Annotated in this window: 16 protein-coding genes; 10 read left to right on the top strand and 6 right to left on the bottom strand. The window is 71.0% G+C overall.

What is annotated here, in order from left to right:
- Positions 1 to 91 precede the first annotated feature (91 nt).
- The 3 genes from F4553_RS30190 to F4553_RS30180 are packed head-to-tail and all read right to left on the bottom strand — an operon-like array spanning position 92 to position 2,223.
- Positions 92 to 1,069 (bottom strand): quinone oxidoreductase family protein, encoded by a 978-nt coding sequence (locus F4553_RS30190; protein ID WP_312875445.1) that lies wholly within the window; start codon positions 1,067 to 1,069, stop codon positions 92 to 94.
- A gap of 3 nt (positions 1,070 to 1,072) precedes the next feature.
- Positions 1,073 to 1,339 (bottom strand): MoaD/ThiS family protein, encoded by a 267-nt coding sequence (locus tag F4553_RS30185; protein WP_184842747.1) that lies wholly within the window; start codon positions 1,337 to 1,339, stop codon positions 1,073 to 1,075.
- Positions 1,340 to 1,356: 17 nt separating this feature from the next.
- Complete coding sequence (locus F4553_RS30180) at positions 1,357 to 2,223, bottom strand: formylglycine-generating enzyme family protein (protein WP_184842744.1); 867 nt, start codon at positions 2,221 to 2,223, stop codon at positions 1,357 to 1,359.
- A gap of 140 nt (positions 2,224 to 2,363) precedes the next feature.
- Here F4553_RS30180 and F4553_RS30175 point away from each other — a divergent pair, with 140 nt between their 5' ends.
- The 4 genes from F4553_RS30175 to F4553_RS41980 all read left to right on the top strand — a co-directional run bounded on the left by F4553_RS30175 (position 2,364) and on the right by F4553_RS41980 (position 10,368).
- A complete protein-coding gene (locus F4553_RS30175) occupies positions 2,364 to 3,149 on the top strand; it encodes a methyltransferase domain-containing protein (protein ID WP_221470537.1) in 786 nt (261 codons plus the stop codon).
- Positions 3,150 to 3,164: 15 nt separating this feature from the next.
- Positions 3,165 to 3,812, top strand: a complete 648-nt coding sequence (locus F4553_RS30170; protein WP_184842741.1) for a helix-turn-helix transcriptional regulator — start codon at positions 3,165 to 3,167, stop codon at positions 3,810 to 3,812.
- A 21-nt stretch (positions 3,813 to 3,833) separates the two neighbouring features.
- Entirely contained in the window at positions 3,834 to 4,289 is a 456-nt protein-coding gene (locus tag F4553_RS30165; protein ID WP_221470536.1) for a DUF3291 domain-containing protein, read from the top strand.
- A 271-nt stretch (positions 4,290 to 4,560) separates the two neighbouring features.
- Positions 4,561 to 10,368, top strand: a complete 5,808-nt coding sequence (locus F4553_RS41980) for an ExeM/NucH family extracellular endonuclease (protein WP_312875444.1) — start codon at positions 4,561 to 4,563, stop codon at positions 10,366 to 10,368.
- A 163-nt stretch (positions 10,369 to 10,531) separates the two neighbouring features.
- Here F4553_RS41980 and asnB read toward each other — a convergent pair whose 3' ends face one another.
- Entirely contained in the window at positions 10,532 to 12,358 is a 1,827-nt protein-coding gene (gene asnB / locus F4553_RS30155) for an asparagine synthase (glutamine-hydrolyzing) (RefSeq protein ID WP_184842735.1), read from the bottom strand.
- 276 nt (positions 12,359 to 12,634) lie between these two features.
- Here asnB and F4553_RS30150 point away from each other — a divergent pair, with 276 nt between their 5' ends.
- The 4 genes from F4553_RS30150 to F4553_RS30135 all read left to right on the top strand — a co-directional run bounded on the left by F4553_RS30150 (position 12,635) and on the right by F4553_RS30135 (position 16,740).
- Positions 12,635 to 14,038, top strand: a complete 1,404-nt coding sequence (locus tag F4553_RS30150) for an APC family permease (protein WP_184842732.1) — start codon at positions 12,635 to 12,637, stop codon at positions 14,036 to 14,038.
- 255 nt (positions 14,039 to 14,293) lie between these two features.
- Positions 14,294 to 14,935: a GOLPH3/VPS74 family protein gene (locus F4553_RS30145; protein ID WP_184842730.1), complete on the top strand. Its 642-nt coding sequence runs from the start codon at positions 14,294 to 14,296 to the stop codon at positions 14,933 to 14,935.
- Between the two features lie 195 nt (positions 14,936 to 15,130).
- A complete protein-coding gene (locus F4553_RS30140) occupies positions 15,131 to 15,775 on the top strand; it encodes a LysE family translocator (protein ID WP_184842727.1) in 645 nt (214 codons plus the stop codon).
- An 86-nt stretch (positions 15,776 to 15,861) separates the two neighbouring features.
- The gene (locus F4553_RS30135; protein ID WP_184842724.1) at positions 15,862 to 16,740 is read left to right on the top strand and encodes an ADP-ribosylglycohydrolase family protein; all 879 of its coding nucleotides are present in this window, start codon (positions 15,862 to 15,864) and stop codon (positions 16,738 to 16,740) included.
- Positions 16,741 to 16,807: 67 nt separating this feature from the next.
- Here F4553_RS30135 and F4553_RS30130 read toward each other — a convergent pair whose 3' ends face one another.
- Entirely contained in the window at positions 16,808 to 17,578 is a 771-nt protein-coding gene (locus tag F4553_RS30130) for an SAM-dependent methyltransferase (RefSeq protein WP_184842721.1), read from the bottom strand.
- Positions 17,579 to 17,713: 135 nt separating this feature from the next.
- Between F4553_RS30130 and F4553_RS30125 the strand changes: the two genes are divergently transcribed.
- Positions 17,714 to 19,294, top strand: coding sequence for an LLM class flavin-dependent oxidoreductase (locus tag F4553_RS30125; protein WP_184842718.1), 1,581 nt, complete (start codon positions 17,714 to 17,716; stop codon positions 19,292 to 19,294).
- Between the two features lie 78 nt (positions 19,295 to 19,372).
- Here the strand turns inward: F4553_RS30125 and F4553_RS30120 are convergent, their stop codons facing one another.
- Complete coding sequence (locus tag F4553_RS30120; RefSeq protein WP_184842715.1) at positions 19,373 to 20,032, bottom strand: DUF998 domain-containing protein; 660 nt, start codon at positions 20,030 to 20,032, stop codon at positions 19,373 to 19,375.
- Positions 20,033 to 20,357: 325 nt separating this feature from the next.
- Between F4553_RS30120 and F4553_RS30115 the strand changes: the two genes are divergently transcribed.
- Complete coding sequence (locus F4553_RS30115; protein ID WP_184842712.1) at positions 20,358 to 21,668, top strand: outer membrane protein assembly factor BamB family protein; 1,311 nt, start codon at positions 20,358 to 20,360, stop codon at positions 21,666 to 21,668.

Genomic DNA, 21,668 nt, shown 5'->3' with positions numbered 1-21,668 from the left:
TTGGGCGCGCGAGCCCGGCATCGGCATCGGCGAGCGCGCTCACGCTGGTCGGCGCGACCCTGGAAGTGTCGCGCCGACCAGTCCGGCCGGTCTAGGACGGCTGCAGGAGCACCTTGCCGATCACGGTTCGCGCCTCCAGCGCCTCGTGCGCCGCGACCGCCTGCTCCAGCGAATAGGTCCCGTGGACCCGCAGCCGCAACCGCCCGTCCATGACGTGCTCGAAGACCTCCGCCGCCCGTTCCAGCATCGCCGCACGGGTCCGGTCGTAGTGGCTCAGCGACGCCTTGGTGAAGAAGAGCGAGCCCTTCGCGTTGAGCGCCTGCGGATCGACCGCGCCGACGGCACCGCCCGTCTGTCCATATAGTACGAACGTACCGCGGGGACGCAGGCTCGCCAGCCCTCGTTCGAAGGTCTCCTGGCCGACCGCGTCGTAGACCACGTCCACCCCGCGACCGCCGGTGATCTCCCGGACCCGCTCGGCGAAGTCCTCCCGGCCGTAGTCGATGACGTGCTCGGCCCCGGCCGCGAGCGCCGTCGCGACCTTCGCCTCGCTCGACACCGTGCCGATCACCGTCGCACCGCGCAGCGCGGCGAACTGGGTGAGCAGCCCGCCGACACCACCGGCGGCGGCGTGCACGAGGCAGATGTCGCCCGCGCGCAGCGGCACCACGTCGGCGGCGAGGAAGTGCGCGGTCATCCCCTGGATGAGGACGGTGGCCGCGTCGGCGAGCCCGACACCGGCCGGGACCGGGATGATCCGGTCCGCCGGGATGAGGCAGTGGCTGGCGTAGGAGCCGGGTGCGCCCGCCCAGGCGACCCGGTCGCCCTCCGCTACGCCGGTGACCCCGGCACCGGCCGCCACGACGACGCCGCTGCCCTCGATCCCCGGCGTGAAGGGGAATCGCACGGTGTACGCCCCCGAGCGCTGGTACAGGTCGAGGAAGTTGACGCCGGCGTAGGCGACCCGGACGAGGACCTCGTCGTCGCCCGGTGAGGGCAGCAGGTCCTCGTGCACCACCCGCATGACGGCCGGCGGCCCATGCCCCTCGAAGACGACACGGTCGAGCACCGCTCAGCCCCCCGCCATCGGCGGCATCACCGTGATCGTGGCGCCCGCCTCGACCACGGTCGTCGCCCGCAGGTGCCGGGGCACGATGTCGTCGTCGACGCAGAAGTTGACATAGGTGAGCGGCTCGTCATCGGGGCCGAGCACCCGGTGCCGGTAGGCCGGGTAGGCGGCCGCGAACGCCTTGATGACATCGGATAGCGGGCCGTCGGCGCTCTCGAAGACAGTGCGCCGTCCCTCGGTCCATCCTGCGGGCAAGATGATCTTTACCACCGTACCTCCAAATGATTTCAGTCGCGGGCGCAGCGGAAGCCGACCGCGAAGCTGGACCACCCGCTGGGGTCGCCGTGCATGCGCTCGCTGCAGCGGACCTGATAGCGGAAGTTCATCCAGGACCCGCCGCGGATCACCCGGTAACGGCCCAGCGCCATCCGCACGGCCGGATCGCAGGTCGCGTCCTCGGCGTAGAGCTCGGAGACCGTCGACGTCCACTCGTAGACGTTGCCCGCCATGTCGCCGCAGCCGAAGACGCTGTCGCCGCGATCCGAGAAGGAGCCGACGGGCGTCGTTCTCGGCAGCGGCCCGTCGGCTGCGTAGGTCGCCTTCCACCACGTCTTCCAGGCGTCGAGCGAGGTGAGCGCACCGGCGTAGTACTCCGCGGTGTTGGCGAGGCCGGGGTCCCAGTCGTCGCCCCACGGCCAGATCCGGAAGCCGCTGCCCCGGGCCGCGAACTCCCACTCCGGCTCCGTCGGCAGCCGTTTGCCCGCCCACGCGGCGTATGCGGTGGCGTCGTTCCACGACACGTGCACGACGGGATGGTCGGTGAAGCCGTCCTTACCGCTGCCCGTCCCGCCGGGCGCGTGCCAGCAGGCACCGGCCCGTTCCTCCCAGGACCCCTCGCCGTAGACGAGCCCGAAGCCGAGGCGCTCGGCGTCGGTGACGTAGCCGGTCTCCCGGACGAACTCGTCGAACTCGCCGACGGTGACGGGGTAGCGGTCCAGCCAGTAGGGCTCGATGGACCTGCCGACCTGCGGTGTCTCATCGGCGAACCACTCCCGGGGCAGGGTCTGGTCCTGGCGGTCGAGCCAGTCGAGCAACCAGGGCGGCGACCCCTGCAGGAACGCGCCACCGGATATCCGGATCATCTGTCCTGTCATCCGAACCACCTCACGGGGTTATCCATTGACACGAGACTATGCATTGACCAAATGGCGGGACGTACTCGCGCTTGCGCAAAGGCCGTGGCGAGGGCCACAGGCAGGGCGGACAGGCTCACGCCGCCGCATAGATTGGGGTGATGCCAGAACCGAGTGAGACGTTCGACGCCGGCATGAGCCGGTGGCAGGATCTGCGCAACGCACCCTGGGGGCGGCTGCGCTACGGCCAGGCGGAGGCGAACCTCGCCCGCCACCTCGGCGAGGCGCCGCTGCGGGTGCTCGACCTCGGCGGCGGGGACGGAGCAGACGCGATCCGGCTGGCCCGATCGGGGCACCGGGTGTCCATCGTGGACTATTCGGCCGAGATGCTCGCCGGCGCCGAGCAGGAGTTCGCCGCCGCCGGGCTGAGCGACCGGCTCACGGTCCAGCAGGCCGATGTCGACGGCTTCACCAGCGCGGAGACCTTCGACCTGGTGCTGTGCCACAACCTGATCCAGTATTCGCCCGATCCCGCCGCCACCCTCGCCACAGCCGCGGCCGCGCTGCGCCCGGGCGGGCTGCTCTCGGTCATCGCCATCAACAAGCACGCCATCCCGCTGCGCAAGGCGACGATGGAGCTCGATCCGGCGGCCGGGCTCGCCGCGGTCGACGCCGAGCAGGCGCGGGCGGGCACGTTCGAGACGAACCTGCGGCCCTACACCGCCGGCCAGGTCCTGGAGTGGCTGGCTCCGCTGGGCCACCGCGCCGAAGGGCATTACGGCATCCGCGCCGTGAGCGACCTGATCAACGACAACGAGCGCAAGCACGACCCGGCCTTCTTCGCCGATCTGGAGCGCCTCGAACTCCGCCTCGCCGACCTCATGCCCTATCCCCTGATCGCGCGCTTCTTCCACCTCGTCAGTCGTGCTTTAGATAACAGGCGTTGACGATAGAATCCGAGCATGGACGATGCTCAGGTGGCGGCGATCGGCTCGCTGACGGACCCGACCCGACGGCGGGCCTACGAGTTGCTCACCCGGGCCGATGGGCCGATCGGCCGGGACGAGGTCGCCGCGGCACTCGGCATCGGGCGCACGCTCGCCGCCTTCCACCTGGACAAACTCGCCGAGGTGGGCCTGGTCGAGGTGAGCTTCGCCCGGCCCGAGGGCCGCTCGGGTCCCGGTGCCGGGCGCCCGGCCAAGCACTACCGGATCGCGCCGGGCGAGATCGCCGTCGGCCTGCCGCCGCGTACCTATGGCGATCTCTCGGTCCTGCTCGCGGAGGCGCTCGACCGCGCGGGGGCGGACCTGGTCGCGGTCGCGGTGGCCCGGGTCCAGGGGGTGGTCGCGGGCCGTGCGGCCGGTCCCGGCGCCGACCGGGTCGAGTTCCTCACTCAGCGGGGGTACGCACCCAGCACCGCCCCCGACGGCACGATCACGCTGCGCAACTGCCCCTTCGCGGCGGCCGCCCGGGAGTTCCCCCCGTTGATCTGCGGCATGAACCTGGCCCTGCTGGAGGGCATCACCGAGGGCGCCGGCTGGCCCGGCGAGGCGCGCCTGGACCCGGCACCGGGCCGCTGCTGCGTGACCCTGAAGTCTAAAACTAACTAGTGTTGTTTTAACATGACCGGCATGGCCCACCACCTCGCCCAGCTCAACATCGCCCGCGCCCGCTTCCCGATCGATTCACCCCGGTTCCGATCCTTCCTCGACGGCCTCGCGCCGCTGAACGACCTCGCGGAGTCGAGCCCCGGCTACGTGTGGCGCCTCATCGGCGAGGCCGAGCAGGGTGCGATCGACATCGTCACGCCCTTCGGCGACAACGTCATCGTCAACATGTCGGTCTGGGAGACGGTCGAGTCGCTGCGCGACTACACCTACAACAGCGGACACCTGGACTATCTGCGCCGCCGCCGCGAATGGCTCGATCACGAGAACATCACCGGGCACCTCGTGCTCTGGTGGGTCCCGGTCGGCCACATCCCCGACCTCGCCGAGGCGGCCGATCGGCTGGCCCATCTGGAGCAGCACGGACCGACCGAGCACGCCTTCACCCTGCGGCACCCCAGCCCTCCGCCGATCAGCTAGATATTCGCATATCAACATGTGTGCACAACCGGCGCACATCGGGCGGGGGTAAGGGGAAAACCGCAGATCGGGGCGGGTGAAGGATGGCTGACCGGCTGATGGCGATCGGCTGAATCCTGCCGCGCCACGCTTGGTCGGCAGGGCCCGGACGCCTAACGTGACGGGGATCGGGCTTCACCATGCCCTAGCCCCCGCCCTTCCTCCAACGGAGGTAATCCCCGTGCGTCACAGGCTCCGCCGAAATCTCATCCGCTCCCTTGCGGCGATACTGGTGATCCCAGCCGCCGCGACGTTCGGCTCGCTGCCGGCAGCCGCAGCCGACTTCACCCCCGGCAACCTCGTGGTTCTCCGGGTCGGTGACGGCAGCGGCGCTCTGAGCAGCGCGGCGACCCCGGTCTTCCTGGACGAGTTCACCCCGTCCGGCACCCTGGTCCGCTCCGTGCCGATGCCCACCGCGACCGTCGGCGCCAACCGCCGGCTGACGTTGAGCGGGTCGGCGACCTCGGAGGGGACGCTGACGCTCTCCGCCGACGGCCACTTCCTGACGCTCGGCGGCTACGACACCGACCCCGGTACGGCAGCCGTCGCCGGCACCAGCACCGCCACCGTCGCCCGCGTCGCGGGTCGGGTGGATGCGAGCGCCACCGTCAACACCTCGACGGCGATCACCGACACGTTCAGCGGCAACAACATCCGGGGCGTCGTCAGCGACGACGGCTCCCGCTTCTGGGCGGTCGGCGCCAACGGCGGTGTCCGGCTCGCCGCCCTCGGCAGCACCGGTGCCTCGACGCAGATCAACAGCGCGGCGCCGACCAACATCCGCGCCGTCGGCATCGCCGGTGGCCAGCTCTACGCCTCGACGGGCAGCGCGCCGACCGGCGTCTACGCCGTCGGGTCCGGCCTGCCGATTAGCGGCGGGCAGGTTCCGTCGCTGGTGACGGGGGTGACCAGCCCGTACACCTTCACGGCTCTGGACCGCGACCCCGGCGTGCCCGGAGTGGACACGCTCTACGTGGCCGACGACTCGGGCAGCCCCAACGGGGGCATCGTCAAATACTCCTTCGACGGCACGGCGTGGACCGCCCGCGGCAACTTCCGCCCGGGTGCCAGCGGCGCGCGCGGCGTGACCGGCTCGATCACCGGCTCCACCGTCACGCTCTACGCCACCACGAGCGCCACCGGCACGCAGCTCGTCAAGGTCGAGGACACCGCCGCCTTCAACGCGCCGATCGCCGCGACCGGCACGGTGCTGCTGACGGCCGCCGCCAACACCGCCCTGCGCGGCGTGGCCTTCGCCCCGTCGGCCGCGACGGTGGCTCCCTCGATCACCGCGCAGCCGCAGGACGTCACCATCCCGACCGGGACCACGACGACCCTGTCGGTCACCGCCACGGGCACGGGCCCGCTCACCTACCAGTGGTACGCGGGCAGTGCCGGTGACACCGGCAACCCGATCGGCGGCGCCACCTCGCCGTCCTACACCACCCCGGCGCTCACCTCGACCGTCTCGTTCTGGGTGCGGGTCACCGGACCCGGCGGCCAGGTCGACAGCGCCACCGCCACCGTGACCGTCTCCGCGACGCCCAACACCGCACCGGGCATCAGCCCCGCGCCGGTCGAGGACCTCGCCGTGACGATCGGCGACCCGGACAACCCGCCGGCCCTGCGTACGGTGACGGTCACCGACGCCGAGAGCCCGATCGCGAGCCTCACCGTGGCGGTGACCTCCAGCAACGCGGCGGTCGCGACGGGCGGCACCACCGGCACGGGCGCGACCCGCACCCTGACGGTCAACCCGGTCGGGGTCGGCAAGGCCACGCTCACCGTGACCGTCTCCGACGGCGACCTCACCGCGAGCACCAGCTTCCCGGTGGCGGTCTCGGCGGCGCTGCCCGCCGGAACCCACAACCACTACGGCGCGAGCGACGCGAGCACCGCGGTCGACCTCGGTGACGGCGCGATGATCGTGGCCGACGACGAGACGAACGTGCTGCGGGTCTACGACCGGGACCACTCCCGCTACCCGGCGGCCACCTTCGACGTGCGCGCGGCCGGGCTGGCCCTGCGCGACGCCAACGTCACCCGCGAGATCGACATCGAGGCGGCGGCCCGCTCGGGCAACACGATCTACTGGGTCGGCTCGCAGGGGCAGAACTCCTCGGGCAACACCCGCCTCAACCGCCAGGAGCTCTTCGCCACCACGGTGACCGGCACCGGGACGGCGACGACGATCGCGCTCGGCGGCAGCTACCAGCACCTGCGCGACGACCTGATCGCGTGGGACACCGCCAACGGCAACGTGCTCGGCCTCGCCGCGGCGGCCACCCGGGCGCCCGAGGGCGACGGCGTCGGCGGCCCCAGCGGCTTCAACATCGAGGCCGCCGAGTTCGCACCGGACGGCACGACGCTGCTGCTCGGCTTCCGGGGGCCGCTCGCCACCGGCGGCAAGGCGATCGTCGTACCGGTCACCAACATCGCCGCGCTCGTCGCGGGCAACCCGACCACCGGCGTCACGGCGGCCTTCGGCACCCCGCTCAGCTGGGACCTGGCCGGCAAGGGCGTCCGCGAGCTCCGTCGCAACGCCGCCAACCAGTACGTCATCATCGCCGGCCCGACCGACGCCGGGACCGGTGCCGCGGGCGAATTCCGCTTCTACAGCTGGGACGGCGACAGCGCCCACCAGCCGGTGCTGCGGTCCGGCTCGCTCGACACCGCCGCCGCTCCGGGCAAGCCGGAGAGCATCGTCGAGGTGCCGAACCCGCTGCTCAACACGTCCACCGTGCAGGTGCTCACCGACTCCGGTGACACCGTCCTCTACGGCGACGGCGTGATCGCCAAGGAGCAGCCGACCGTGCTGCGCAAGTCGACCAGCGCCACCGTCTCGGTGGGCTCCCCGCCCGCCTGCACCGGCGCCGTCGCCACCATCGGCTCGGTCCAGGGCACCGGCGAGACCAGCCCGGTGGCCGGTCAGACCGTCACGGTCCGGGGCACGGTCGTCGGCGACTACGAGGGGGCGAGCCCGGCGCTGCGGGGCTTCTACCTCCAGGACGCGGGCGACGGCGACCCGGCGACCTCGGACGGCATCTTCGTCTTCGACAACGGCGGCAACCTCGTCGCCAACGGCGATGTGGTCGAGGTGACCGGTCCGGTCTCGGAGTTCCAGGGCCAGACCCAGCTCACCACCTCGCCGGCCGGTGTGTCGCCCTGCGGCACCCAGGCGGCGGTCGCGCCGACCAACGTGACCCTGCCCCGGGCCACCGCGGACGACCTGGAGCGCTACGAGAGCATGCTGGTGCGCTTCGACCAGACGCTGATCGTGACCGAGCACTTCCAGCTCGGCCGCTTCGGGCAGCTCGTGCTCTCCTCCGGTGACCGGCTGCGCCAGCCGACCGCCGACATCCGGGCCACCGACACGGCGGCCGTCGCGGCTGCCCAGGCGGCCAACAACCTCAACAAGATCATCCTGGATGACGTGAACCAGGCGCAGAACCCGGACCCGATCGTCTTCGGCCGGGCCGGTCAGCCGCTCTCGGCGGCGAACACGGTGCGCGGCGGCGACACGATCGCGGCGCCGGTGGGCGTACTCACCTTCACCTGGGCCGGCAACGCGGCGAGCGGCAACGCCTACCGGCTGCGCCCGCTCGGCGCGCTCGGCGGCACGGCCGTCATCGACGAGGGCAACCCGCGCCCGACGGCGGCTCCCGCCGTGGGCACCGGTGGCGTGAAGGTGGCGGGTGCCAACCTGCTCAACTTCTTCAACACCTACACCGGGTGCAAGCTGGGTACGCAGGGCGGCACGACGGACTGCCGCGGCGCGACGAGCGACGTGGAGTACCAGCGCCAGCTCGCCAAGGAGGTCGCCTCGCTGCGGTTCCTCGACGCCGATGTCATCGGCTACATGGAGATCGAGAACGACGGCTACGGCTCGACGAGCGCGGTGCAGGCTCTGACGGACGCGCTCAACGCGGTGGACGGGCCGGGCGCCTGGGCGTTCGTCAACCCCGACGCCGCGACGGGCATCGTCGACTCGGCGGGCACCGACGCCATCCGCTCCGGCATCCTCTACCGCACCGCCTCGGTGCAGCCGGTGGCCGGTGCCACCTTCGCCGACCAGAACAGCATCTTCGAGCGGCGGCCGGTGGCGCAGACCTTCCAGACGGCTTCCGGCGCGAAGTTCTCGCTGATCGCCAACCACTTCAAGTCGAAGGGGTCCTGCCCGACCTCCGGGCCCGACACCGACCAGGGCGACGGTCAGAGCTGCTGGAACGTCCGGCGTACCGCTCAGGCCACCGAGCTGGTCAGCTGGATCAACGGCACCGTCGTGCCGGGCTCCGGTGACCCGGATGTCCTGATCGTCGGCGACCTCAACTCCTACGCGGGCGAGGACCCCATCGCGGTGATCGAGGCCGCCGGGTACACCAACCTCGTCAAGGCCTACCACGGCCAGGAGGCCTACTCGTACGTCTTCGACGCGCAGTGGGGCTACCTCGACTACGCGCTGTCGTCGAGCTCGCTGACGGCGCAGATCACCGGTGCCGGGGACGCGCACCACAACGCGGACGAGCCGTCGGTGCTGGACTACAACACCGATTTCAAGACCGCGGGCCAGATCGCCTCGCTCTACGCGCCGGACCGCTTCCGCACCAGCGACCACGACCCGGTCCTGGTCGGCATCGACCTCGGCGTCAAGCCCACCATCACCGGCACCCCGCCGGCGGGCACGGTCGGCGAGCCCTACTCCTTCGCCTTCACGGTGACGGGGACCGGCACGACGACGGTCACCCTGGGTTCGGGCTCGCTGCCGCCGGGCGTCACGCTCAGCGCCGCGGGCGCGCTGACCGGGGCTCCGACCAGCGCGGGTGACTACGCCTTCACGGTGCACGCGGCCAACGCGTTCGGCGCCGCCGACCTCGCGGCCACGATCCACATCGGTGCGGGCGTCAGCGCCACCACCGTCACGGCGAGCCCGAACCCGGTCGCGACCGGTGCCGCGCTCACCCTCACCGCCACGGTCACGGCGGCGGTCGCACCCACCGGCTCGGTCACCTTCGCCGACGGGGCCACCCCGATCGGCACGGTGGCGCTCACGGGTGCCGGGACCGCGGTCCTGGTGACCTCGGCGCTCGGCAACGGCACGCACACGATCACGGCGGCGTACGCCGGCAGCAGCGACCTGCTGCCGTCCACGTCGGGTCCGCTGACGGTCTCCGTCGTGGACCAGGGGTCGCTGGGCGCGCTGCCCGACGGCACGGTGGGCGTGGCCTACCACGCGACGGTGCCCTTCACCGGTGGCGGGCCGGTGACCTTCGCGGTCACCGCCGGTTCGCTGCCGCCGGGCCTGTCCCTCTCCGCGGCGGGTGTCCTCTCGGGCACACCGACGACGGGTGGCGGATTCACCTTCACCATCACCGCCACCAACCCGGTCGGCTCGGTCTCCAAGGCCTATGCCGTGGCGATCGGCAAGGCGGCGACGAGCACGTCGGTCGTCGCGTCGGTGAACCCGTCCACGGTGGGTGGTCCGGTGAGGTTCACGGCGACCGTGACCGGCCCGGCCGGTCCGAAGCCGACCGGCACGGTGCAGTTCGCGGTGGACGGCGCGCCCCTGGGCGGTCCGGTCCCGCTCGTGAACGGTGCGGCTGTGAGCAGCCCGATCTCCTCGCTCACGGTCGGCTCGCACCAGGTGACGGCGACCTACTCCGGCAGCGCGTCGCACCTGGCGAGCGCCGGTTCGGTCACCCACCTCGTCCGGTACGCCATCAAGGTGATCACCCCGACCGCGGGCGCCCGCTACCCCGGCGGTGCGATCGTGCCGGTGCTCTTCCAGGTGACCGACGCCAACGGCACCCCGATCCCGCTGGTCGACGCGGCGCTGCTGGCGCTGTCGGGCCGGGTGAAGGTCTCGGCGAGCGGCGCGCAGTCGCTCTCGCCGGTGCCGGTGATCTACGAGCCCCTCTCCCGGAGCTTCGGGACGCTGTGGTTCACGGCTCGGCGCCCGGCGGGTGCGGTGACGGTGTCGATCACCATCACCTACCCGGGTGCTCCGGCACAGGTGGTGAGCACGCCGATCACGCTCACCTGAGCACGCTGAACGGATAGATCAGGGCCTGCCGGGTACCCCGCCGGCAGGCCCTGACGTTGTCCGGTGTCACGTTTTGCAGCAAAGCGTGGCTTCGCGAAGCGACATGGCCACGCTTTGCTGCAAAACGTGACACCGGGAGGGGCCGCGTCGCGCTGCGTGAGGGTCAGCGGATGCGGACGTTGTATTCGGTCAGCCAGTCGTTGACGTCGAGCAGGTAGGAGACGTGCAGGAAGCTGTCCCAGGTGGAGAGATCACCGGCGGACCCGTCCAGCAGCGCGTGCACCCGGTCGTGGTCGACGAGCGTGAGCAGCGGGGCGTCCGGCTCGGCGAGCACGTCGCGCAGCCTGCCCCACAGCACCTTCTGGTAGCGCCGGGTCTGCGCCACCGGGTAGCCGCTCTTGGGGCGCCAGGCGACCTCCCGGGGCAGCAGATCGCCGATCGCCATCCGCAGCACCCCCTTCTCCATCCCGCCCGCGGTGAGGATCTCGTTGGGGATGTTCCAGGCGTACTCCACGAGGCGGTGGTCGCCGAAGGGCACCCGCGCCTCGACCCCAGCCGCCATGCTGGCCCGGTCCTTGCGCGCCAGTAGGAACCGCAGGTAATGCGTGATCGTCAGGTGGGTGACCTCGCGTCGGCGCCGGTCGTCGCCGGTCTCCCCGGCGAGGTGCGGCACGTCGTCGAGCGCCGCGAGGTAGCGGTCGCGCAGGTATCGCTCCGGGTCGAGCTGGCGCCGGACACCCCGGGCGAGCAGCCCCATCGCGGGCGGGTAGGTCGACGCCCAGGGGAAGCCCGCGTGGGCGTAGTGGTCCGGGTCCCGGTGCCAGCGGTAGCCGCGGAAGATCTCGTCGGCCACCTCGCCGGAGATAGCCACCGGGCCGTATTCGGCGATCCGGCGGAACAGCAGCAGCAGCGAGACGTTGACGTGCGGCAGCGACGGCAGGTCCATCGCCCGGCGGCTCTCCTGCTGCGCGCCGACGAGGTCGTCGGTGCTCACCTGCCAGGCGGTGTGGTCGGAGCCGATGTGCTTGGCGACCATCTCGGCGAAGGGCGCGTCGCTGTCGAGGTGCAGCGAACTCGACGAGTAGCGCACGCCGTCCTCGAGCTTGTAGTCGATGGAGAAGGTCGGCAGCGGCTCACCGCTCGCGGCGAAGACCTTCGCGAGCGCGGCGGCGGTGGCGCTGGAGTCGACCCCGCCGGAGAGCAGGGCCGCGACGGGTCGATCCGCGACCGACTGTCGCGCGATGATGTCGTCGAAAAGCTCCCGGATGTACGCCACCGTGGCCGGCAGGTCGTCGGTGTGCGGGCGCGACTCGAGCTGCCAGTAGCGGTGCTCGCGGACACCGGAGCGGTTCACGCGGACCAGCCACCCCGGGCGTACCTCGATCATGTCCTTGAAGACGGCCGTGCCCGGCGTGGTCATCGGGGCCATCGCGAAGAGTTCGTTGAGGCCCTGCTCGTCGACCTCGGCCGGGACCTCCGGGTGGGCGAGCACGGCCTTGAGCTCGGAGCCGAAGACGACGCCGTGCGGGGTGCGGAAGTAGAACAGCGGCTTGATGCCGAGCCGGTCGCGGACGAGCAGCAGCTCCTGGGCGTGGCCGTCCCAGACGGCGAAGGCGAACATCCCGTTGAGGTGCTCGACGCAGCCGGCACCCCACTCGTCGTAGGCGTGCCAGAGCACCTCGGTGTCGGAGGTGGTGCGGAAGGCGCGGCCCCGGCGGCGCAGCTCATCCCGCAACTCTCGGTAGTTGTAGATCTCTCCGCTGAAGACCAGCGCCACCGGTTTGCCGTGCTTGCCGGTGAAGACCATGGGCTGCGATCCGGTCGCCAGATCGATGATGGCGAGCCGGGTATGCCCGAGCGCCACGTGCGGCGCGTGCCATGTTCCCGAGTCGTCCGGGCCGCGCAGTTGCAGGGTGTCGGTCATCGCTCCGATCACGGCCGGGTCGATAACCTCGGTTGACCAGTCGATACATCCGGTAACCCCGCACATGCAGCGCTCCTTTGACACCAGAACCCTTGGCGCCCAAGGGCTGCCAACTCGCAAGGTCGGACTCTAGCCGTCATCGACGCCTAGAGATAGATCTATCATTACTGAAAGAGACGGAGTAAGTACGTTAGGTTGCCGGTCCACATCGGGGGTGCAAATAGTGCCCAGACAATCGACTTAGGACGGTCGTGCTCACGCTCTGTGACCAGCACGCGGAGCGACGGGAAACGAGGCATCTGCCGTCATCGCCATTTGGCGCCACCGATATCCTCTCTCGCCATGGCCTCCCCTTTCCTTGCCGACTCCAATCTCGAACAGTTCGGATACACCCAAGAGCTGCGCAGGACGTTGCGGCTGCCCGACCTCATCTTCTACGGCATGGTCTTCATGGTGCCGATCGCGCCATTCGCGATCTTCGGCAACGTATTCCAGGTATCGGGCGGCATGGTGGCCCTCGCGTACCTCGCCGGGATGCTCGCCATGATGATCACCGCGGCGTCGTACTTCCAGATGGTCAAGGCGTTCCCGATGTCCGGATCGGTGTACACCTACGCCGGTCGCGGCATCGCGCCGTCCGTCGGGTTCCTCGCGGGCTGGGCGATCCTGCTCGACTACATCCTCGCGCCGTGCCTGCTCTACGTCGTGGCGGCGACGTCGTTGCACGCGATCTGGCCGATCCTGCCCATCTGGGGCTACCTCGCCGCGTTCATCGTGGTGAACACGATCATCAACTACCTCGGCATCCGGCTCACCGCGAGCTTCATCAAGGTGTTCCTCATCGCCGAACTCGCGGTCCTCGGCCTCTTCCTCGTCCTCGGCGGCTGGGCCCTGGCGCAGGGCAAGGGCCGCGGATTCACCCTCGACCCGATCTTCAACTCCGCAACCTTCTCCTGGGGCGTGCTCTTCGCCGCCGTCTCCGTCGCGGTCCTGTCCTTCCTCGGCTTCGACGGCATCTCGATGCTCTCCGAGGAGACCCGCAGCCCGGCCAAGCACATCGGACGGGCAATGGCGCTCGCCCTGCTCCTCGCCGGACTCCTCTTCATCGCCCAGTCCTGGGTCGCCAGCCTCCTCGTGCCCGACCCGGCCGGCCTGCTCGCCAACGGCGACCCCAACGGCAGCGCCTTCTATGACACGGCCGCCGTCATCGCGGGCAACTGGCTGCAGGTGCTCACCGCCGTGGCGACCGCCATCGCGTGGGGCATCGCCGACTCGCTCGTCGCCCAGGTCGCCACGTCGCGGCTGCTCTACGCCATGGCCCGGGACCGGCAGATGCCCAGCTTCCTCGCCCGGGTCTCGGCGCGGCGCGGCGTACCGACCAACAGCGTGCTCCTCGTCGGCGTGGTCTCGCTCGTCCTCGGCCTCTACATGTCGACCCGGGCGGACGGGATCCTGCTCCTCGCCAACCTGGTCAACTTCGGTGCGGTGATCGCCTTCCTCACCCTGCACCTGAGCGTGATCTGGCACTACATGGTGCGCAAGCGCAGCAACCGGATCTTCGTGCACCTGATCCTGCCGCTGGTCGGCTTCGGGATCCTCGTCGGCGTGGTCTGGAACGCCCGCCTGCTGGCGCAGCAGATCGGCGGGATCTGGCTGGGCGTCGGCGTGATCGTGCTGATCGGCCTCTACGTCTTCGGACGGCGGCCGGCGCTGGCCGGCCTCGCCTACGCCGGGTCGCATCGCTGACCTTTGACGATGCGGGTTCCATATTGATGGAGCCCGCATCGTTAACAACTCGCAATGGTGCGGGGCGAGCTTTTATATATCATTGTGAATGACATTCGTTGCGCGGCGGCAATACCCGCGAAACCAACATTCGTGAAACTCACGCATGGACAAGTTGCAAACCACGGGAAGTTCATCGACGATGTGCCCGTGCACGATGCCCGCAACGGAACGGCGATTGAAGCAGCACCAGGCGCTATGAGGAGAACCCCGCACATGCAATACCGGCGGCTAGCAGACGAATACTTCCTCCTCTGCCACGACCCTGACAGCGGGAAGCTGCACGTCAACCACGAGGTCTTCGCCACCGGCACGGCCGGTGCGGTCCTCGGCGAGCTCGCCCTCGGCAACCGCCTCGACATCACGCCCACCAGCGTCACCCTGCGTGGCGCCTGGGCCGCCGACGACATCGTGGTCGACGGCGCCGTCGCCGCGTTCCAGGCCGCTCCCCGCGTGCTCCGCGCCGACCAGTGGGTCGAGATCCTCCGCCTCAAGGCGCCCGAGATCATCGCGCAGCGCCTCGCCGCCAGCGGCGACCTGCGCCCCGAGGTGACCCGGGGCATGTTCGGCCGGGAGAAGGTCACCTCCCGGCTCAACCCGCACCTCGCCTCGATGCCCCGCGTCCGGCTGCGCAACGGCATCGCCCGCCCCGACGACGCCGACGCCGGGCTCTCGATGCTCGCCTCGCTGGTGCTCGCCACCCAGGTGGAGCACCTCACCGAGCTGATGGGCGGCGGTGGCGACGACCGGGAGCGGCTGCGCAGCCTCGCCAACCGGCACGGCAACCCCGGCCTGCGCCACCTCGCCGACGCGGTCCGCGAGGTCGCCAGCCGGATCGCACTGCGCGCCTTCGACTAGCCGCTTCGCGCAGCGCCGCGCCTCGCCTCGCCGCGCCGCGCCGCGCCGCGCAAGATCACACGTGATTCGCCGAAGCAGGCGTGATCGTGGCCGGTGATCACGTCTGCTTCCCCGGACCAGACGTGATCTCCGCGCAGGCCACCCGAGCCGGATTGGCGCTCGACCCGACCAGACCGCGCTGGCAGGTTGGGACGCATGATCAGTCTCGGTGCGGTGCTCGGGGTCGCCGCCGTCGCACTCGGCATGGTGCTCACCCCCGGCCCCAACATGATGTATGTCGTCTCCCGCAGCATCACCCAGGGCCGCCGAGCAGGCCTGATCTCCCTCGGCGGTGTCGCGCTCGGCTTCGTCGTCTACATCTTCGCCACGGCGCTCGGGCTCTCCGCACTCTTCAGCGCGGTCCCCGAGCTCTACCTCACCGTGAAGCTGGCGGGCGCCGGCTACATCGGATGGCTCGCGTGGCAGGCGGTCCGGCCCGGCGGCAACTCGGTCTTCGCCCCGGTCGAGCTGCCCGCGCACCCGCCGCACAAGCTCTTCCTGATGGGCATGGTCACCAACCTGCTCAACCCCAAGGCCGCCATCATGTACGCCTCCCTCATCCCCCAGTTCATCGACGTGCCCGCCGGGCACCTCCTCCTGCAGAGCGTGCAGCTGGGTGGCGTACAGATCGTGGTGAGTCTTCTGGTGAACTCGGCCCTGGTGGTCGCGGCCGGGACCATCGCGGTGTTCCTCGCCCGGCAGCCGGGCTGGCTGCGGATCCAGCGCTATGTGACCGGTGGCCTGCTCGGGCTGATCGCCGTGAAGCTCGTCACCGACCCGGCCCGCCCGATCCCTGCCTGATCCGCGTCGTCGGTTTCACGCCCGACGGCTCCGTCCCCCGGTGATAACGACCTGACGCCGTCCCGGCCGCCTGCGATCATCGGACGATGACCGCCGACCGCGCCGCCGCCGACCGCTCACTGCACGGGCTCGCCCTGGGAGACTGCTTCGGCGAGACCTGGTTCTTCCGACCCCCGGGCTGGTTCGACGCGCAGATCGCCGATCGCGTGCTCGCGGACGGCGAGTGGCCCTACACCGACGACACCGCGATGGCGCTCTCCGTCCACGGCATGCTGGTCGACCTCGGCGAGATCCGGCAGGACGAGCTCGCGGACCGGTTCGCCGCCGCCTACGCGGCCGACGCCCACCGCAACTACGGCCCGTCGATGCACGGCGTGCTCACCGCGATCGGTGCGGGCGAGCCGTGGCTCGCGGTGACCTCGCGCCAGTTCGACGGTCAGGGGTCCTGGGGCAACGGTGCCGCGATGCGCGTCGCGCCCCTCGGCGCGTGGTTCGCCGACGATCTCGACCGGGTACGCGAGCAGGCGGTGCTCTCCGCGCGGGTGACACATGCCCATCCCGAGGCCGTGGCGGGTGCGGTCGCCGTGGCTGTCGCGGCTGCGCTCGCCGTCCGCGGCGTCGCCGCCGACCGGTTCATCGGTGCCGTGGCGGAGCTGACGCCGCCGAGCGAGGTCGCCTCCCTGCTGCATCGGGTGGCGCAGCGTCCCTTCGACCGCTCGCCCTCGTGGATCGCCGGGGAGGTCGGCAGCGGGCTGCGGATCTCGGCACCGGACACCGTGCCGTTCGCGGTGTGGTGCGCTGCCCGGCACCTCGACGACCTGCCCGAAGCGCTCTGGGCAACGGCGTCCGCCGGTGGCGACATCGACACGACCTGCGCCATCGTGGGCGGGATCGTGGCAGCCCGCACGGGGCTGGACGGCGTACCGGCGGAGTGGCTCGACGCCTGCGAACCTCTGCCCGCCTAGCAGGTGCAGTGCCGCAGGCTCTCCGTCCTCGACACCAACTCTTGAAGAGTTGCGGCTTGAGTATCGGTCACAGCCGGGCGAGGGCGGCGAAGGTCATCGCCGTTCCGGGATCGCCCATCGGTGCGCTGGGTTCGGCCGTCCACTGCGCGCCGTAGACCAGCCCCGGCGGCAGGATCTCGCAGCCGTCGAGCAGCCGCAGCACCTCGGTACGCGTCCGCAGCACGGCCTGTCCGCTCGCCCGCCGGTACGCGTGCTCGATGCCCCGTGACGTGGACAGGCTCTGCTCCCGTGCGCCGTGGGAGAGCGCCACCAGGCTGCCCGGCGCGGTCAGCCGCCGCAGCTCGGAGACGACCTCGGCGGGGTTGTCCTCGTCGCCGACGAAGTTGAGGACCGCGAGCAGCAGCACCCCCACCGGCCGGTCGAAGTTGATGAGCTCGCTGACCCGCGGCTCGTCGCAGAGCGCGGAGAGTTTGCGCACGTCACCGAGCATGCAGTCGGCGGTGTCGATGCCGGCGAGCAGGTGGATGCTGCGCTCGACGACGACCGGGTCGTAGTCGACGTAGACCACGCGGGCGCCGGGCGAGACCTCGGCGAGGATCTGGTGCACGTTGCGCTGGGTGGGCAGCCCGCTGCCGATGTCGAGGAACTGGTCGATGCCCTGCGCCGCCATGTGGGTGACGACGCGTTCGAGGAAGCCGCGATTCTCCGCCACCGCTGTGCGTACCTGCGGTGCGGTGGCGAGGACCAGCTCGGCGGCCTCCCGATCGACCGGAAGAGCCTCATCGCCGCCGAGGTAGTAGTCGTACATCCGGGCCACGTTGGGGGTGCTCGGTTCCATGCCTCCAGCCTCCCGACCAGCGGTGGCATACGCCCGTCAATGTCCGAAGTGCGACAGGGCACAGTATGGTCACCGTCGAGTGCCGAAAACGGTGACATATAGTTGATCGGTCAACTATATGCGAGGCGGTGTGGCATGACGGACTACGGACATGAGCTGCTATTCGGGACGTTTCTCACCCCGTCGGCGGCGGACCCCACGGCAGTCGTCGCGCTGGCGCAGGTCAGCGAGGCGGCCGGACTCGACCTCGTCAGCGTGCAGGACCACCCGTACCAACCGGCGTTTCTCGACGCCTGGACGCTGCTGAGCGTGATCGCGGCCGCGACCGACCGCGTGCGCGTCTTCCCCAACGTCGCCAACCTGCCGCTGCGCCCGCCCACGCTGCTCGCGCGCAGCGCCGCGAGCCTCGACCTGCTCAGCGGCGGCCGGGTCGAGCTCGGCCTCGGCACCGGTGCCTTCTGGGAGGCGATCGTCGCCAACGGCGGGCCGCACCGCGAGCCCGGCGCGGCGGTCGACGCGCTGGAGGAGGCGATCGCCGTCATCCGCGCGATCTGGGCGGGCGGCCGCTCGGTCCGGGTCGAGGGCGAGCACTACCGCGTCGTCGGGGCGAAGGCCGGACCGGCACCGGCCCACGAGATCGGCATCTGGCTCGGCGCCTACAAGCCCAGGATGCTGCGGGTGACGGGTCGGCTCGCCGACGGCTGGCTGCCCAGCCTCGGCTATGCGGGCCTCGACGCGCTGCCCGCGATGAACCGCACCATCGACGACGCCGCCGAGAAGGCGGGCAGGTCACCGGCCGCGATCCGCCGCCTCTACAACATCAACGGCCGCTTCGGCCGCAGCGGCGACTTCCTGCAGGGCTCGGCCGCCGACTGGGCCGAGCAGCTCACGGCACTCACGCTCGCCGAGGGCATCAGCGGCTACATCCTCGCCAGCGACAACCCCACCGACATCCAGCGCTTCGGCGAGGAGGTCGCGCCGCGCGTCCGCGAAATGACCACCACCCATCGGGTACGCCCACCCGCTCCCCGCGACACCCGTGCACCCGTCGTGGTGACCGAGGGCGGCGCCACGGGCCCGGGTGCCGCGGGTCAGGGCGTGCCGGCCTCGGACGTGACGGGCCTGGGTGTGGTGGCGACCCCGGACGACGGCACCCGCCTCAGCGAAGCCCGGCTCTGGGACGAATCCGCCCGCCCGACCGGCCCCGCCCCGGACGCCGATCGCGTCTACACGGCTCGCGAACGGGCCGGCAGCCGGCAGCTCGTCGACGTCCACGACCACCTGCGCACCGAACTGCTGCAGATCCGCGACCTCGTCGAGCAGGTGGCGACCGGCGGGCTCGACGTCGGGTCGGCCCGCTCGGCGATCAACACGATGACCCTGCGGCAGAACAACTGGACGCTCGGCGTCTACTGCGAGTCGTACTGCCGGGTCGTGACGACACACCACACGATCGAGGACACCAGCCTCTTCCCCCGGCTGCGCCGCGCGGACGCCCGCCTGGCGCCGGTGGTGGACCGGCTGCAGGAGGAGCACGAGATCATCCACGGCGTGATCGAGGATGTCGACCAGGCCCTGGTAGCCCTGGTCAGCGGCGAAGGCGACATCTCCGACCTGCGGGCGGTGGTGGACCTGCTCTCCGACACGCTGCTGTCGCACCTCTCCTACGAGGAGCGGGAACTGCTCGAACCCCTCGCCCGCCTCCGCGTCCTGTAGCCCGCGCACAATCGTCGCAACTCTTGAAGAGTTGGTCTCTTCCGGCACCAACTCTTCAAGAGTTGTGGGGATCTTGGGCTAGGTGCGGATCGGTCGGGCTGCGGTGAGCGCCCACCAGCCCAGGGCCAGCACGACCGAGACCTCCGCCAGCGCGAGCGCCCGCTCGACGGCACCGAGCGGAATCGCCCGCCACCAGCTCACCCCCGTGAAAGGCTCCAGCAGCACCGCACCCAGAATCACCCCGAACCAGGCCAGCGCCCCGACCGCCAGCGCGATCGTCCACAGTGCACTGCGGCGCCAGCGCTCGTCACCGCGCCACGCCCGGGCGATGAGGATCGCCGCGAGCGGGAGCGCCACGAAGGCGAGCAGGCTGGCAGCCCGGTGGATGGTGCCGCTGGGCGACGGGCCGACAGCCCAGTTGTGCTTGGGGAAGTAGACGACGGCGGCGAGCCCCAGACACCAAACGAGTACGCCGACCGCCCCCGCCGATGTCGGCCGCACCAGACCCGCCCCGGCGAGTGCCAGCAGCACGGCGAGGGAACCGGCCGCCAACGCGAGCACTCCGTAGTTGAAGATCCAGCCGGTGTCGTAGAAGGCGTACTCGCTGATGGTCCGCCGGATGGGGCTGAGATCGGCGGTCGGCGGGAGCAGGTGCAGCACGCCGACCGCGAGCGATCCGATGAGCGCGGCACCCAGACCGAGAACCGCGAGCGGACGGGCAAGACTGGCCGGTGACATCTCCCCATGATGCACTCTATTTCTGGGTCGCTCCGCTCCCGCACGCGCACTATCTCTGGGTCGCTCCGCTCCCGCACGCCCCTGTGCGGTGTCTTCCCTCGTCGCTGCGCTCCTCAGTCCAGACACCGCGGCGTGCTCCGCTACGCTCCTGCGCTCCCGGGCTCCTCAGTCCAGACACCGCGGCGTGCTCCGCTACGCTCCTGCGCTCCCGGGCTCCTCGGTCCAGACACCGTGGCGTGCTCCGCTACGCTCCTGCGCTATTGATCGACGGTGGTGGTGGGCGCGAGAATGGGATGCACGGGCCGATCTGCGGCATGAGGACACTATGGACAGCGTGATCGAGCTGGGGCAGGTCGTCGAGGACGACGAGGAGATCGTCGAGATCTCCGGGCCCTTCGATCTGCGTGCCTGGTGGCGGCGCCGGGCCAGGGCCCTCGGCACGGCTGTCGTCGTGTTCGCCTCGCTGATCGTGCTCGGTGCCGCGGCGGCGCCGGTCGCGCCGCCGGTGGTGCCCGGACCAGACCTGCCCGCGGGGAAGCTGGTCCGCACGGCCGGGGTGGCGGTCGTGGCGAGCGGCGACGCGCTCACCGCCACGGACGAGCACACCGGCGCGGCCCGCTGGCAGCTCCCGCTCGACGACGGCTACGTCGCCCTCGACGTGGCCGCGCTCGGCCCGGTGGTCGCGGTGAGCCTCATCCCGACCTTCTACGCCCTGCCGACCGCCAAGGTCATCGGCCTTGACGCCGCCACCGGCCGCCGCCTGTGGGTGCAGCGCGGGCTGCTCGTGCAGGCGTCGACGGACGGTTCCGTGCTCGTGCTCTCCGACGGCGGCCGGGTCTGGGGGCTCGACTCGCTGACCGGCACGCTGCGCTGGCAGAAGCCCCAATCCGACGGCACGCCGATCCCCGGTGCCGATCCGGCGACCGACCCGCTGGCGGTGATCGGGCCCGAGGGGGACGTGAGGGTGATCGATCCGCGTACGGGTGGCGTCACCGTGCCGGACGAGGGCGGGATAGGTCCCGGCGCGGCGGCGGTCCTGCTGCACGACGGCGTACTGCTGGCCCGCACCGACGACACCGATCCGGCGGCACAGCACTACGAGCTCGCCGCCTATGACGTCGTGCACGGCGGGCGGCTGTGGCAGGAGCGGGTGGACCGCGACGCGATCAACGAGGTCGTCGTCTGCGGTGCCCTGATCTGCGGCTTCGGCACCGGCGCCGTGCAGGTACGCGAACCCCGCACGGGCCGGATCGTGCCACTGGGCCAGGCTGCCGAGCTGCGCCAGGTCGGGCTCTCGACCGCACGGCTGGTCACCGAGGCCCGGCATGCCTCCTTCACCATCCAGACCAACGGCTTCATCTCGTCGATCGTCTGGAACGCGGCGGCACCCCTCGCCGAGGTCGGCGACTGGCGTTTCGCGGGGGTGCGGGCGGGACGCGTACTCCTCGTGTTGCAGGCCCAGCGCACCGGCGGCCGCGCCTGGCTCGGTGAGCTCGACGCGGCCGGTGTCACCGTGCGCCCCATCGCCCCGCTGCCGGGTGCCGAACCGGCCGGTGCCTGCGATCTCCGCGACGACTGGCTCGTCTGCGCAGGCACCGATCGGCGGATGCGGGTCTTCGCACTAGGGCTGGGCTGA

Source organism: Allocatelliglobosispora scoriae, assembly GCF_014204945.1.
Lineage (GTDB): Bacteria > Actinomycetota > Actinomycetes > Mycobacteriales > Micromonosporaceae > Allocatelliglobosispora > Allocatelliglobosispora scoriae.
Note: the sequence above shows the minus strand (reverse complement) of the source record. Positions and strands in the feature narration are given on the sequence as shown.

Coding starts and splice junctions, on each gene's coding strand:
- F4553_RS30165 (WP_221470536.1), top strand. CDS start 3,834: ATGGCCCACCACCTCGCCCAGCTCAACATCGCCCGCGCCCGCTTCCCG.
- F4553_RS30115 (WP_184842712.1), top strand. CDS start 20,358: ATGGACAGCGTGATCGAGCTGGGGCAGGTCGTCGAGGACGACGAGGAG.
- F4553_RS30145 (WP_184842730.1), top strand. CDS start 14,294: ATGCAATACCGGCGGCTAGCAGACGAATACTTCCTCCTCTGCCACGAC.
- F4553_RS30175 (WP_221470537.1), top strand. CDS start 2,364: ATGCCAGAACCGAGTGAGACGTTCGACGCCGGCATGAGCCGGTGGCAG.
- F4553_RS30150 (WP_184842732.1), top strand. CDS start 12,635: ATGGCCTCCCCTTTCCTTGCCGACTCCAATCTCGAACAGTTCGGATAC.
- asnB (WP_184842735.1), bottom strand. CDS start 12,358: ATGTGCGGGGTTACCGGATGTATCGACTGGTCAACCGAGGTTATCGAC.
- F4553_RS30180 (WP_184842744.1), bottom strand. CDS start 2,223: ATGACAGGACAGATGATCCGGATATCCGGTGGCGCGTTCCTGCAGGGG.
- F4553_RS30135 (WP_184842724.1), top strand. CDS start 15,862: ATGACCGCCGACCGCGCCGCCGCCGACCGCTCACTGCACGGGCTCGCC.
- F4553_RS30140 (WP_184842727.1), top strand. CDS start 15,131: ATGATCAGTCTCGGTGCGGTGCTCGGGGTCGCCGCCGTCGCACTCGGC.
- F4553_RS30120 (WP_184842715.1), bottom strand. CDS start 20,032: ATGTCACCGGCCAGTCTTGCCCGTCCGCTCGCGGTTCTCGGTCTGGGT.
- F4553_RS30170 (WP_184842741.1), top strand. CDS start 3,165: ATGGACGATGCTCAGGTGGCGGCGATCGGCTCGCTGACGGACCCGACC.
- F4553_RS30125 (WP_184842718.1), top strand. CDS start 17,714: ATGACGGACTACGGACATGAGCTGCTATTCGGGACGTTTCTCACCCCG.
- F4553_RS30130 (WP_184842721.1), bottom strand. CDS start 17,578: ATGGAACCGAGCACCCCCAACGTGGCCCGGATGTACGACTACTACCTC.